Annotated in this window: 9 protein-coding genes; 4 read left to right on the forward strand and 5 right to left on the reverse strand. The window is 68.6% G+C overall.

Annotated elements, in window-relative coordinates; genetic code table 11:
• Positions 1–29: 29 nt before the first annotated feature.
• On the forward strand, positions 30–386 hold the full coding sequence (locus BJ992_RS29885) for an ArsR/SmtB family transcription factor (RefSeq protein WP_184986666.1): 357 nt from the start codon (positions 30–32) through the stop codon (positions 384–386).
• Here BJ992_RS29885 and BJ992_RS29890 read toward each other — a convergent pair.
• From BJ992_RS29890 to BJ992_RS29900, 3 genes are read right to left on the reverse strand one after another with little or no spacing between them, the layout of a single operon-like run.
• Complete coding sequence (locus BJ992_RS29890) at positions 383–8,065, reverse strand: hypothetical protein (protein ID WP_184986668.1); 7,683 nt, start codon at positions 8,063–8,065, stop codon at positions 383–385. The two genes, BJ992_RS29885 and BJ992_RS29890, sit on opposite strands and share 4 nt — an antisense overlap.
• Before the next feature lie 9 nt (positions 8,066–8,074).
• Positions 8,075–9,400, reverse strand: coding sequence for a hypothetical protein (locus tag BJ992_RS29895; protein ID WP_184986670.1), 1,326 nt, complete (start codon positions 9,398–9,400; stop codon positions 8,075–8,077).
• Between the two features lie 12 nt (positions 9,401–9,412).
• Positions 9,413–10,975 carry a ComEC/Rec2 family competence protein gene (locus tag BJ992_RS29900; protein WP_184986672.1) on the reverse strand — a complete coding sequence of 521 codons (1,563 nt, stop codon included), beginning with the start codon at positions 10,973–10,975 and terminating at the stop codon, positions 9,413–9,415.
• 212 nt (positions 10,976–11,187) lie between these two features.
• Here BJ992_RS29900 and BJ992_RS29905 point away from each other — a divergent pair, with 212 nt between their 5' ends.
• The gene (locus BJ992_RS29905) at positions 11,188–11,958 is read left to right on the forward strand and encodes a DUF899 family protein (protein ID WP_184986674.1); all 771 of its coding nucleotides are present in this window, start codon (positions 11,188–11,190) and stop codon (positions 11,956–11,958) included.
• A gap of 27 nt (positions 11,959–11,985) precedes the next feature.
• Here the strand turns inward: BJ992_RS29905 and BJ992_RS29910 are convergent, their stop codons facing one another.
• Together BJ992_RS29910 and BJ992_RS29915 are read right to left on the reverse strand one after the other, a co-directional pair.
• A complete protein-coding gene (locus BJ992_RS29910; RefSeq protein ID WP_221475039.1) occupies positions 11,986–12,450 on the reverse strand; it encodes a GNAT family N-acetyltransferase in 465 nt (154 codons plus the stop codon).
• A 115-nt stretch (positions 12,451–12,565) separates the two neighbouring features.
• Positions 12,566–13,672 (reverse strand): tetratricopeptide repeat protein, encoded by a 1,107-nt coding sequence (locus BJ992_RS29915; protein WP_184986678.1) that lies wholly within the window; start codon positions 13,670–13,672, stop codon positions 12,566–12,568.
• Between the two features lie 279 nt (positions 13,673–13,951).
• On the opposite strand from BJ992_RS29915, the gene BJ992_RS29920 reads away from it, so the two are divergent.
• Both BJ992_RS29920 and BJ992_RS29925 read left to right on the forward strand, forming a co-directional pair.
• Positions 13,952–14,140 carry a hypothetical protein gene (locus tag BJ992_RS29920; protein WP_184986679.1) on the forward strand — a complete coding sequence of 63 codons (189 nt, stop codon included), beginning with the start codon at positions 13,952–13,954 and terminating at the stop codon, positions 14,138–14,140.
• Positions 14,137–14,352 carry an ATP-binding protein gene (locus BJ992_RS29925; RefSeq protein ID WP_184986681.1) on the forward strand — a complete coding sequence of 72 codons (216 nt, stop codon included), beginning with the start codon at positions 14,137–14,139 and terminating at the stop codon, positions 14,350–14,352. The genes BJ992_RS29920 and BJ992_RS29925 overlap by 4 nt, the downstream gene beginning before the upstream one ends.
• Positions 14,353–14,394: the final 42 nt, after the last annotated feature.

Genomic DNA, 14,394 nt, shown 5'->3' on the forward strand with positions numbered 1-14,394 from the left:
GCGTCCCAGTGACCCCATCATATGTATCCATGTGCGCACGCGACAACGTATCAGGTGCCAACCACTCGCAGGAGCAACCCACTGCCGCTCAGGTCGCCACGGCCGTGGAGGCGTTCCGCATGCTCAGCGACCCCACCCGCCTGCGCCTGATGTGGCTGCTCTCCGCCGGCGAGTACGACGTCGGCTCTCTCGCCGAAGCACTCGACGTCCCCCGGCCGTCCGTCTCGCAGCACCTCGCCAAGCTCCGGCTCGCCGGTCTCGTGGACACCCGCAGAGAGGGACGGCGCGTCCGCTACCGCGCGCGCGACTCCCACGTCCGTGCCCTCATCGCCGAGGCCCTCTCGCACGCCGACCACGAGCTGTCCGGCGGTCCTCGCCACGACTAGAGGACGGCTGCCGCCTCCGCGGCGGTGAGCACCTCCCGGTCGGCGAGGAGCTTGACCAGGCGGCGCAGCAGGGTCAGCGGCAGGCCGGGGTCGTCGGTGAAGACCAGCCAGTTCTTGTTCTCGGGGTTCGGCGTGTACACGGTGGCCCGGCCCTCGGGGATGCCGAAGACCACGCTTCCTCTGGCGCCGGGAAGCGCGGCGCCAGGCAGGTCGGTGGCGGTGCCGAAGGCGACGGCGACCAGCGGGCCGGTGCCTTCGCGAGCGAACGGCACGGTGAGGCTGCCGTTGAAGGCGTGGTACGGCGCGTTGGCGGTCAGCACTCCCTTGGCGGCCAGGACTCGGTCGAGACGGAGGATCGCCTCAAGCACGCCGACAGGGGTGGTGTAGTCGTCGGCAGGGACGGCGGGGAGGTCCTGGAGGTCGCCGCCGTTGAGCGCCGGGTAGAGCTGCGGCTGGGTGATCGGACCGCTCCTGACCACGGCGGCGGTGAGGAACGTGAGGACCGACAGGGGTCCGCCGGCGCCGAGGATCGTCGCCACCCAGCCGGTTCTCGTGGGGGTCTGCGTGGGTTTGTACACGGTGTCGAGCTCACGCTGCGAGACGCGCGGCACGGTGGGCCGGTCGCCGGTGAAGGACAGGCACGTGTACCGGGCCACGGGGACGGCCGCGGACCAGGCCTGGCCGACGACCCTGACCTGCGCGGTGACACCGAGCGCGGCGATCTCGGCGGTGGTCTGCCGGGTCACGACGGCCTTCACCACGGTGCCTTGGCTGTTGAGCAGCCGGACCCGGTACTGGTCGGCCCCGGGGACGGCGGACCAGGAGAGCCGCGTGCCGACGCCGTCGTGGTCGGCGGTCAGGCCGGCCGGGGGGTCGAACATGGCGAACGTCACGGGGGCCGAGTCGGCGGACGCCACGTCCTCGATCATCGACGCGACCCGGACGGCGAAACCGGCGCCGCGCGGCAGGTCAGCGGCGTCCCAGGTGACCGGCCCGTCCTCCTGCGCCACCTTGAGCACCCCGCCGTCGGCGTCCAGCACGGTGACCCGGTAGTGCTCGGCCCCGCTGACCTGCTGCCAGCCGATCTCCAGCGTTCCGTCCGCGTACGACGCGGTCACCCCGGCAGGCGGGTCGACCGTGACCACCCGGACCGGCGGGTCGCTCCAGGTGCCGAAGTCCTCCCCCGCGACGGACCGCACCCGCAGTTCGTACAGCGTGCCCTGCGCCAGCATGTCGGTGGAGATCTCCAGCGCGGGTTCCTGCGACGTCAGCACCAGGTCACCCGGCGACACCGAGACCTCGTAGGTGGCACCCTCGACGGGCCACCAGGTCACGCCGATGGCCTCGGACGCGTAACGCGCCTCCTGGACGTTCGGCACCTCCAGGAGCCGCGGTGTCTCGACGGCCCACGGGCCCGTCCTGACCGGTGTGGTGAAACGCACGCGGACGCCGTATCCGCCGAGCGCGAGGTCCGCCTCGCCGGTGTTCAGGCCGGTGGCCTCGCTCCTGATCTCCTCCCACGACCGGGAACCGCTCTCGACGATGTTGCCGTCCTCGTCGACGCTCACCCACGCGTATCCGTACCCGACGTACGTCTGCGCCTGGTACGACATCGGCTCGTCGAGGACCACAGGTGTCCACCATCTCAGGTGGAACATGTCCCCCCGTTGGCTCACCCGCAGTCCTTCGGGACCAGGCATCGCGATGTACACGAACTCGGCGGGTGCGCTCCAGAGGCCGAGCCCGCCGTCGGCGGACGCACGGACACGCAGGCGGTGGACGACGTGCTCGGTGAACGGCCCGTCGAGGGACATCGAGATCGCCGTATCGCCGAGCCGCACGACGGGTTCCCCGGTACCGGCGATCTCGACGGCGTAGCGGATCTCGTCGTCCCGGCCGGTCAGAGGACGCCAGCTCACGACGAGGCGGCTCTCCTCCTGGCGCACCGTCACGCCGTCCGGCGCGGGAAGGACCTCCAGGGACGCCGGCGCGCTCCACCCGCCGGGGATCTCTCCGGCGCGTACGGCCTGGATCTCCACGGTCACCGTCCCCGGCTCGGGGACAGGCAGTTCGACCTCACGCAGCGTCCCGGCCACCTCGGTCACCACGTCGCCGAGACGCACCTGGTACCGGTCGGCGTCGGTGGCGTCGGTCCAGCTCACCACGAGACCCGTGTCGGCGAGTGTGACGGCGGCCTCCGGTGGAGCCGTCCTGACCAGCGGCAACGTGGCCCATCCGCTCAGGACGTCGCCTCGGGAGGACCGCACTCTGCCGTGGTAGACGCCGAACGCCTCCGCGCGCAGCGGCAGCGTCCCGTCGAGCCTGGCGGCGAAGTCCGCCGAACCGAGGCCGGCGTCGTCCGGGCCGAGCAGTTCGAACGTGTACGCACTGGCCCGCGCGGCGGCGTCCCACTTGGCGGTGACGTTCCCTTCCGCGTACGTGAGGCTCTTGAGCACGGGTACGTCCGGCCTGGCCGTCCCGGACCCGCCGCCGGAGGAGCCGCCGCCGGAGCCACCGGAGCTGGAGCCGCCGTCGTCATCGTCGTCGGAGCCGCCACCGCCACCGCCACCACCGCCGCCTGAGTGCGACCGTGAGTCCGACAGCGACCCCGTCACCACCGACAGCACCGCACTCGCGGTGACGGCCGCCGCGCCGCCGACCGTGGTGGCGACGAGACCGGCCGCGGCCTCGGCCGCCGCGGCGACCGCGCCTTCGACCAGTCCCTCGCAGGCGAGTTGCATCGCCGCCTCGACGGCCTTCTCGGTGATCAGCATGCCGGTCAGGATGGCGATCTTCTCCGGCTGTCGGAGCAGGTCGGCGGCGAACCTCGGCCCGGCCAGCAGCAGTTCCTCCGCCAGCCGGCCGGGAAGCTGGTCGTAGTGCGTGTCCGCGGCGATCTCCACACGCAGCGGCGGCAGCGTCACCTCAAGGAACGGGTCGTCGGCGAGTTCCACCGTGAAGTCGTACGTGCCGGTGAGCAGGAAGACGAGCTTGTCTCCCTCCATCGCGACGTCGGGGGTCAGCCGGAACGTCGTGTCGTACCCGATGAGCGGCACCAGGGCCGCGAGCGCGCCGCAGATGGACGACTGGCTGCCGAGGGACCGGATCGCCGCGAAGATGTCGAACAGGTCGAGGACCCAGTCGAACTCGGGCCAGCCGATGAGTTCGAGTTCACTGTCCCGGCCGGGGTGCGTCGTGTAGGTGAAGTCACACGCCAGCTTTCCGAACGGTTCCAGCTCGACGTCGGTTTTGAGGTGGCCGCCGAACACGTTCCCGCCGTCTGCTCCCTGCCGCACGGTGACGTCCCACCTGACGAACCGTTCGTGCAGGAAGCTGATGCCGGTGGACAGCTCGAACTTCGCGTTGTCCCCCGTCTCGACGGCGAGCACCGGGCCGCCGCCGAACTCCGGCCCGGAGAAGGTGATGAACGCCAAGTCCAGGGGTTCAAGCAGCGCGACGTCCATGCGCATGCCGACGTACCGGTCACCGACCCGCAGGAACGTCACGACGACGTGCAGTTCCAGGGAAACCAGCAGCGTCAGCCGTACCGTGGCGTCCACCATCAGCCCGGCGATGAACGTCGGATCGGCCGACACGCCGTCCGCCGTGGCGTAGCAGACCCGGCTGGTGGCGCGGAACACGACGTCCACGAAGTCGGACGGCCAGTCCGCGCCGTGTCCGGTCACCAGGGACGCCAGCAGGCCGCCGACGGACAGGTCTCGGTCCAGTGTCACGGCGAACAGCGCCGGGGACCCGTCGATCAGCGCGAGCCGCGCCAGGCAGGACACCCGTTCGTCGGTCTCGCCGGCCGCGGGGGCCCGGCCGAGCAGCACGTGACCGGTCAGCGCGAACGTCGAGGACGCCGGGACCGAGCCCTGGGCCCAGACGTACGCGATGTCCATGCTGAGGCCGGACAGCACGATGCCGGGGAGCAGGAACGGGTTCACGATCTCGCGGCTCGTCTGCTCGACGGCGGCGGTCAGCCGCGTGCTGTCCACCACCAGGGTCACGCCGAAGCTGTAGTCGTCGCCGAAGACGCCGGTCAGCGCGACGTTCCCCGCGATCTCCAGGCGGTCGGCCGGGTCGGGCCGGTAGGTGAGCTCAAGGCCGGTGAAGGCGATGCTGTCGAGCACCACGATGTCGGGGAGCGTGGCGCCGAACACCGTCGTGTTCTGGACGTCGCCGTCGCCGGGGACGCTCTGGTCGATCACGGCGAACAGGCGCACGACCGGCGGCGTGCCGTCCCGGCCGATCTGCAGGACCTTCGAGAACAGCGGCCCGGCGAACACGAGGTCCGCGCTGACGTACACGCCGGTGGACAGGCCGCGCGGGTCGCCGTCCAGATCGTCGAGCGGGGACTCCGCCTCGGGGTCGATCGCCAGGAGCGCGCCGGTGGTCCGCGTGGCCGCGTCGCCGAGGGTGGTGCCGGGGAGGTCGCAGACCACGAGGCGCGCGTCCCCCACCGACAGGTAGTCGTCCACCACCGAGAGCGCGCCGAACAGGTCCCCGAACCGGAACCCGCCGGGGAGGGCCAGCGCCACGACGTACGACCAGCCGTCGCCGCTCGGCACACAGTGGACGAGTCCGGCGACCGTCCACTCGTCGCCGTGGGCCATCTCGCCGTACAGGAGTAATCGCCGCTCGGTCAGGTTCAGCGCGAACGCCGCGCCGGAGAACGCGAGATCGTCGGCGAGTTCCGGGGCCACCGTGCGCCAGCCGCCGTCCGCCGCACCCATCGCCGTGACCGAGGCCAGGTCGAGCGCGGCGAGCTCGGCGGGTTCCAGGGTGCCGGTCAGGACGGTCGGTGTGTCCACGGTGCCGAGTTCGGCGGACACGGTGGCGCGGATCGAGGCGACGTCGACGACTCCGGTGAGCCTGGCGAACAGCGGTGCCTCGGTGCCGGCGGACGGGGCCGGTTCGCCGGTGCCGTCGACGGCCGGTTCACCGGCGGCGGGGATGTCGATGGTGCCGCCGATGGACCGGACCGCGACATCGACCCCCGCGATCTGGAACTCCCAGTCGAACCCCGCCTCCCCCTGGAAGTGGAACCGTCCCGTCTCGGGGACCGCGAGCACCTCGGCGCTCTCGATGGTGATCTCCGCAGGCAGTCCGTACGCCGCCGCGTCCCCCGGCAGCGCGTGCCCCCCGGTGATGCCGTTGACCGCCTCCACCAGGTCGATCGTGAGGCCGTACAGCAACGACCCGCCGAACTCCCACGGCCCTCCGGCCGGTTTGACGGCCACGATCGCGATCTCCACCCCGCCGAGCGTGAGGACCCCGCCGAGCACGGCGTCGATGGCGTCGGCCCGCACCGGCCACGGCATCCGCAGCTGGGCCCGCACCTCGGTGAGCGAGAACCCTTCTCTCAGCTTCCACAGCTTGTCCGTGTACAGCGTGAACCCGAGCTCGGTCAGCGCACCGCTCGTCCCGCTGAGCCGCAGCCAGACCCGGGACACGTCGAACCCATCCGAAAGCGGCATCTCGACCGGCAGCGTCGCGCCGGCCAGCGACGGCGACAGCCATCCCTCCAGCGCGTTCCACCCGGGGACGGCGACCTTGGTGTTCCACCCGGCGCGCAGCACCCAGTCCTCTGTGGGGCCGTTCTTCACGAGCCCCGTGTCGACCGGCACCCCGCCGACGACCAGCGTGCCTTCCAGGAATCCGGCCGATCCCTCCGGTGTCACCGACAGCGCGGCGGTGAAGTCGTGCAGCGCCAGCAGGTCCGCACCGGCACCCGGGATGATCACCCAGTCGGAGGCCTGCGCGATCCGCACGAACATGAACGCGACCCGGCTGAGCCCGGTGTCGAAGCCGACCTTGAACCCGGTGATCTCCAGGTCGCCGAGGTCCGCGACGTTCGCCGGCAGACCCGTCGCCGTGCCGCCGAACAGGTCGAGCAGTTCGCCGAGGGACGGCAGCCGCACCACGGCGTCGTCGTTCATCTCCAGCATCCACAGCCCGTTCTCCCCAGGCGGCATCGCGAGGGAGACGGCGAAGCCGGTCCCGCCGACGGCGACGGTGCCGTACAGCACGGCACTCGGGTGCCACTCGCCGTCCTTGTCGCGCGCGACGGAGATGTCCGCCGTCCAGCCGGTCACCGTGACCGTGCCGCCGGCGATGCTCCACGGCGTGGTCTGCGCGATCGTGAACTCGACCTCGGCGATCTCGGCCGCCGCCGGGTCGGCGAGCACGAACGCACGGGTCAAGGTCAGTGGGAAACCGTCGAGCAGCGCACGCGGCAGCATGCCGGTGGCCGTCGCGACGTCCATGCCGGCCAGCCCCGTCACGTCACCGGCCGCGACGCCTTCCTGCTCGATCTCCAGGTACCAGGTGCCGTCGCCGACCGAGCCGGCCGTGACCTCGTACACCCCGTCCCCCACGGCCACGGATCCCGCGACGAGCACGGAGCCGGCCGGGTCGTACCCCTCGGCCGCGCGCACGGTGGTCTCCAGCCGGAATCCCGACAGCGTCAGCCCTGGCACAAGGGTCCAGGTGGCCGTGCCGAAGTCGAGCACGACGGTCGTGACCGTGGGTTCGGTCCCCGCCGGGGAGAACGCCATGTCCAGCTCACGCACCCGGACCCCCGCGAGGTCCAGCAGCGTGGCCGGCAGCCGCTCGCCGACGACGTCCACCAGACCGGTGGCGGTCAGCAACGCGCCGGACGTGGTCCCGGTCAGCGGCGGCTCAATCAGCCTCAGCACCGGAGCCGGCGTGATCGCGGTCGGGAAGTCCAGCACAGCCGGCAACTCGATCCCGTCCAAGGTGACGGTGCCACTGATCTCCAGCCGGTCCTCGGTCAGGCTCACCAGCCCGCCGGTCAGTGTCAGCGCGTCCCGTCCGATCGGATCGATCGTCAGCGCCTCGAAGGCCCGCTCGCCGGGCCACGCGAACACGGGCCCTTCGCGCAGCGCACCACCGACCAGAACGGACGCACCCGACATCTCCTGCGGCACCGAGACCCCGGCCTGGAACGACACCCCCGGCTGGACCTCGAAGAACACCCCCGGTTCGGTGTGCGCGTACGTCGTCGCCACGAAGACCGGCCCCGCCAGGTCCAGATACTCGTACGGCCCCCCGGCGAGCTCTTCGAAGGTGTCGGCGAGCCGGTACCCGTCGCCGGGCCTCGCCGTCCAGGTCGCCTGAAGCTCGTACTCGTCCGACACCGTGAACACCAGCTCGACCGGACCCTCGACCACCGTGAGGCCGGTGGACGCACCCGCGAGGCTCAGCCGCACCGCCTCGTCGTCCAGCACCGGATCGGCCGCCGCCGTCAGCGGGTAAGCGCCGATCAGCTCACGCACCGCGTCCGCCAGGACCACGTCCTCGCCGAACGTGTACACCCCCTCCGGGGTTCTGGCCGCCACCAGCCGTTCCCCGAGCCCGCGCAGCATCGCCACCGCGTCCGGGACGGTCAGCGCCGCCGCCTCCCCCGGAATCCCGAGCACCTCGACCGTGACCGTGTACGTCACCCCGTGCCGTGGCACGAAGTCGCAGGTCAACGGTGACTCGGTGACCTCGGCACGGTAGTCGGAGCCGTCGCCGCCGGTCACCACGACGCGGTAGCCGTACGCCGCGGCCACCGGGGTCCACGACACGATCAGCCGTCCACCGGCGTACCGCGACGTCACGACAGGCTGGAGCGCGAGCCGCGGATCCGGCTCGGAGGGGGGTGTGGTCATGCTCGCGCCTTAGATGTAGGTGAGTTTGGTGCCGGCCGCGAAGTTCTCCCGGAGCATGGCGGCTCTGGTGAAGTTGCTCGTGTCGATGCGATAGTCCTTGAGCAGCGGCGACGTCCGAGCGTCGAAGTAGGCGGACGTGGGGGGCTTGGCGTCGAAGCTCGTCAGTTCCTTCGGCCCGCGGATCGCCGTGGCCTGCATGATCTGGGTGTCGTCGTTGTACCGCAGCAGCACAGACCAGGTGAAACCGTTCAGGAAACGTGGCGCCTCCCGGAGCAGCCGCGGCTTCGACGCCGCCAGCACGGTCGCGTAGTTCACCTCGACCGCGACGTCCGTCGGTTTCAGGTCGAACGGATCGGCGTCCAGGCCGCCGCGTCCCCGGCCCCGATGCGTGTTGGCCACCGCCTTCCGCTGCGCGGTGGTCAGCCGGTCGTTGTCCTTGAGCCACTCGTAGATCCGCCAGAACGCGTCCGTCGCGAACCCGGCGTTGAGCGTCGCCATCTCGTGCTGACCGACCAGATGCACGATCACTCGCCGTGGGCCGGACTGTGATGTCTGGATGACCAGGGTCGGCCCGAAACCCTCCTCGTCAGGCAGCGTGAGCAGAACGTACTTCCCGACGACCTTCGCCGACATGTCCGAGTTGGTGATCGAGTCCAGCAACGGCGCGTCCTCGCTGTCGTCGCTGTCCACGTTGTTGTCGGTGAGGTAGGCGATCGCGATCTGGTACGCCTCCCGCTGGTCGCCGGAGGTGATCGGGATCTCGGCGAGCGGCGCCAGCCCGTCGATGAGCGTGAACACGTCCGACTCCACGACGAGGTCACCCGACACCTCGGCCACGATCGAGGCGTACCGGCTCACCCGGTACGCCGGGTCGATCGAATACAGCGACCCGTTCGGCAGGGGATGATCGTAGAAATCCGACTCCACGGACAGGCGGTCGTTCAGCAGCGCGCCGTTGCGCGCGTAGTACGGCACCTCGATCTCTTTCTCCTTGGCCTCCCTGGGGTCCATGAAGTCGATGAACGTCTGGTTCGCCGTGGCGTAGAGCTGCCGGGACGCCAGCCGGGGGCTGAAGACGGACGGTGGGATCGCCTGGCCGCCGAAGGTGATCCGCATGTACTGCAGGTAACCGATGGTGACGAAACCGGAGGGAAGAGAGATTCGTGACGGGTCGTAGAACGCACGCATCACCAGAGGGTCGGCGAAACTGTCGTCGAACCCGACCAGATGGCCCCCGACCGGGATGACCTTCGTGCCGGCGTAGGCCGTGTCCGTTTCCCCGGTAACACCGCGTACGTAGAACCGTCCGTTGTCCTCGACCGTCGTGATCGGCACTTCGCGGGCTCCTCAGCTCGAAGGGTGGAAGTAAGGGCCGATCGGGTAGTGGCCGGTCTTGCTCACCGTCACCCCGTCGAACAGGCGGTTGTCGGTGTCCACGGTGTCGGTCTTGTCCCCCGTCCCGTACACCTGGACCTTGATCACTTCGGGTCCCGGCACGACCGTGGACGAGGCGCGGGCATCGACGATCGATTCGTCCACGGGCCGGATGACGATGTCACCGAGCAACAATCCGTCGTGCACGTCGGTGTCGTACGTGCGGCCCTTGCGCTTCTGGATCACCTCGGTGAGATAGAGGCCCTTGACCGAGTTGTCGACCTTCTTCTTCGAACCGCGCACACCCCATTGAGCGGAGAGGGTCTTGTCGAGCCGGTCGAGCACCTGCTGCGTCGGGTGGTCGTGCGGCCTGGCCTTGAACCCGCAGGAGATGGCGACCACGAACGGCCGGACCGTCGCGAGGAAATAGGTGTCCACGCTGGACGCGCTCGCGTGGTGACTCGCCTTCATGACGGTGCAGCCACCGGAGTACGGATACTTGTCGACACCGGCCACGTAGTCCCCGAGCTTCGTCGCGGGAAAACCCCACTCGAGCGAGGGCCCGAGCACCGTCTCGACGTCCCCATGGCTGTTGGACGACCCGAGCTTCTTGTTCTTCTTCTTTTTCTTGTTCTTCTTGCCTTTCGGCGGATCAGGCATCGCCTTGGTGCCTTCGTTACCGCCAAGGGCTCGTCCGTCCCCCGCGATGTCCCCGCCACCGAAGTATCGGAACGATCCATAAGTGAGCACGAAACAGAGCGACCGGTCGTTCATGTCCACCGCACTGGCCTTCTGCGGCACGTCCTTGAGGTAGGCGGCCGTCACACCGCTCTTGACGGTGGCCGGCACGTACACCTGCTGCCCCGAGGCCACCATCTTGATCGTGATCGGGATGGCTTTGCCGTCCTTGTCGGACACACCGTCCCCGAGCCCGATCTCCAACGGGGTGATCAGGGTCGGGTGCGCCTCCGTACCTCCCGGCTGGACCTCGACGATCTCGGTCCGTTTCGACTTCCGGGACAGCGAGCTGATCTCCTCGAGGATCCGCCGGAACGCCGGGAAGATCTGGTTCTTCGGCACCGAGGCCTTGTCGTACAGGGGGTTGACGAACATCTTCCCCGGGATGAACCGAGGCACGATCTGCGTCTTCTTCCCCTTGACCTTGGACACCTCTTTGTCCATCAGCACCGTGTGCAGCCCCGCCTGGTGATCGGCGTGAAAGTGGCTGACCATCATGTAGAGGTCCTTGTAGAACCCCGGCCCGTCCACCACCCCGTGCCGCTTCAGCATGTTCACGACGTCCTCACCGTACGAGCTGTCCCCCCCGTCGATGAGCAGCGCCTTCTTCACCGTCCCCAGCAACGACACGTTCTTCGCCACCGCGAACGGCACATAGTCGATCGGCTTGTCCGGAACCTTCCACCCGACCTTCGTGATCGCCGCCGCCACCTTGTCCAGATCCCGGTTGATGATCAGGACCGAGTCCCCCTGGCTCACATTGATGATGTGAATCTCCAGGCGCGCGGAATCAGCCACCAAGGCCCCCTAACAAATCCACCCCGATGGCGAACAATCACCAAATTTCCTGCGGCCCCGAACATACGTTGGACCGTGCCAACCCGTCCACGTCCACATCCGGCCACAACCCCGACCCCCTCGACCGCCAACCGAAAACCCCACACCCGCGTCACTACGCGATCAGCCGCAAGGTGTTGTGTCGTGCTCTTCGACTTGGCTATACAGGTCGGATGACAGAGACGCCGGCAACTGAGCAGTCCCTTCCGCGGGTCGTCGATCGGCGGACCTGGCAGGCGGAGATCGATGGCCTCCGGGTCAGGGAGAAGGCGCACACCAGGGCCGGGGACGCGCTGGCCGCGGAGCGTCGGCGGCTGCCGATGGTCGAGGTCGACGCGCAGACGCCGCTGGTGGGGGCTGGTGGGCCGGTGCCGTTGATCGAGGTCTTCGAGGGGCGGTCGCAGTTGATCGCTTATTACCAGATGTGGCACACGGGTCGGCCCGCGGCGGAGCAGTGTGAGGGGTGCACCTTTTCCACGGCGCACATCAACGAGTTGTCCTACCTGCATTCGCGGGACGTCAGCTACGCGACCTTCTGTGAGGGGCCGTACGAGGAGAGCTCGCGGTACCGGGACTTCATGGGGTGGACGGTTCCCTGGTATTCGGTGACAGAGGAAGCCGTGGAGCGGCTGGTCGCCGACCGGCACTTCGGCATCCTGGTCGCCTATCTCAGGGACGGCGACAAGGTCTACGAGACCTACTGGACCACCGGCCGCGGCAACGAACTGCTGGCACCGTCGTACGGGCTGCTCGATCTGACGGCCTACGGCCGGCAGGAGTTCTGGGAGGACTCACCGGCGGGCCGGCCGCAGCACTGGGACACCAGGGGCGGCCAGTTCCGGCTGGACGGCCGGCCGACCGCACAGTGGCCACGGCTCAAGGCGGGACACAGCGACGACCTCGGCACCTCGTCCAGTGATCACCACCAGGAGCACTGCCACTGAGCGAGCGTCGGAGGCTTGGCAGGCGCATCACAAGCCGGTTCGCTCTCCTTGCCCTGCCGTCGGCACCCCGCTGAGCACCTGCATGTACCGCAGCTCCGGCACGGACGCTCCTCCCATGTGCCAGTGGCCCCGTTCACCGTCAGGCACGAAGCCCGCGGCTTCGTAGAAGCGCCTGGCCCGGTGGTTCTCCTCAAGGACCCACAGGTACATGGATTCCAGTCCGGCTGACCGCGCGCGAGCGATGACGTGACGCACCAGCTCACGGCCGACACCGGTCCCGATCATGGCAGGCGCCACGTACAAGGCGTAGATCTCGCCGTCCAGGCCGGTCGCCCCAACGTCCCGGCAGGGCCCCGTGACGACCCACCCGACCACCGCGCCGTCCCGCTCGGCGACGACATTGCGCACCTTGGGATTCCTGCCGAACTGCTTCCTCCGCTGCTCGGCGTCCTCCTCGACGCTGAGCCCGTCCAGATAATCCTGCGGAAGCATTCCGACATAAGCCGATCTCCACCCCGCGATCCGGATCGACGACACCTGCCGGACATCGTTCACCGTCATGTCCCGGATCGACACACCTGCCATTGGTCCCCCCGTGTCGCGTCGATCAGGTCTGGTTTCCTGGAACGAGCATCGCCCCCACGTGCTCGCGAGCTTGGCGGAGCTCCGGGACCTTCTGCCAGTCGAAGGACGCTCGCAAGATCTCCTCAGCCCGCTTGTTGACCCTCGCCGAGGCCACGAACGGCAGGGCTCGCGCCAGTTCATGCATGCGTTCGGACGCCAACGACGCATCGGACGCACGCAACGCCGTCAGGACCTGGCGCCCCAGGAACTGCGCACGGAACAGCGGCGACCACTGCCCGATGGCTTCAGCCGCCGTATCGAGCATGTCGGCGGCTTCCCTGTACACCCGGAGGGCACCCAACCCGATGGCGACGTCTCCCAGTAGAGCGGCCTCGCCGAACGGAGAAAGAGCGCCGGTGTTGAGAGCGCGATCGAGCGCGTCCCGTGACGCCGTCTCATTGCCTGGAACAGAGGCGAGGGCCCGTCCCAGCCTCATGTGCAACGTCGCTCGCTGCTCGGTCCCGAGCTCCGGCACCTTCAGCCCCTGTTGTGCGTACGCGACACTCCGCGCGTGGTCACCTGCTTCAAGAACGACCCGGCTCAGCGTCTCATAGGCCCGAGCGCGTCCCTCGTGGTCCTCCGCACGAGTCGCCAGATCGAGAGTGACACGACCCGCCCGCTCGGCCTGAGGGAGTCTTCCCGCGTCGTACAGAACCAACGTCACCTGCTCCACGAGCCGGGACGACGCCGCCTGCAGAAGGCGGTCACCGCCTCCGGCCAATACGTGCTCCATTCGCTGCATGTGTCCAAGAGCGGACGAAGCCAGGGGGATCCCGCCGAGTTCGTACCGGTTTCTCGCCATGGTCGCGGTCAACGTGCCGACGTATTGGGGGTCTTGATAGGGGTTGGTCCGTGCGGACGGCAGAAAAATCACCGATGCCGCTGCCGTCAGGAATTCTCTGCGTTTCACGGGATCCTCCGCTTTCGGCGATATACGGACTTCCCATCCCACACGCGCCAGCAAAGCGATGGCCTTGGCCATCCCGGTGTCCTTGCGGCCTCGTGACACCTCGGAGATCCACGACTGGGAAACCCCCAGTTCATGTGCCAGGTCGAGCTGCGTCCACCCGTGCTCTTCCATGATCTTCATAAGTGCCTCGGGGAGAGTCCGCGCCTCCATCACCTGAGCGTATCGCCGAGCGCGAAGAGCGGCCAGCGGATTATCACTCTGAGCGATTAAAGGCGAACGCGATTCTCATTGCTCCGCGCGATGGTCTTTCTGACATCACAAGCGCCGCGTCCAAATATGTAGGCGAAAGAAATCTGCTCGTACCGTTCACAGATCCGGCCGGACGAAGGGCTGAGCATGACCCGTGGACCCGACCGTCACGCACCGGCGGACGCCAGACGTCGCATGGAGGCGAAGAGCATGGACCTACTCGGAAAGGTCCATCTCCTAGGAGAGCCGGGCTCGGTCACGGTGGCCCGGATGTACATACACACGGTCCTCGTGGCAACGAGGCGAGAAGCCGTGGAAGACGCCGAACTGCTGGTCGCGGAACTGGTCGCCAACGCCATCAAACACTCGAGGTCGGGACGTGAACGTGGGGTGTGGTGACGCTTCAGGTGTACGGCGACGGCTGCACCATGCGTTTTGAGGTGATCGACCAGGGTTCCGAGGGAGATATTCCGCAGATCCCCGCACAGGTCGATCCGATGAGCGAGTGCGGACGAGGTCTGTGGCTGGTGCGGGAACTGTCCTCGGCATGGGGGTGGGAACGGAACGGCGCGGGGAGGGTCGTTTGGTTCGAGCTGACATCTTGCTTTTGACGTCTTTGCCGGGTGCTCTTCCTCCGGCCGGTTCGTGCCGTG

Origin of the sequence: Sphaerisporangium rubeum (assembly GCF_014207705.1) — a bacterium.
Taxonomy (GTDB): domain Bacteria; phylum Actinomycetota; class Actinomycetes; order Streptosporangiales; family Streptosporangiaceae; genus Sphaerisporangium; species Sphaerisporangium rubeum.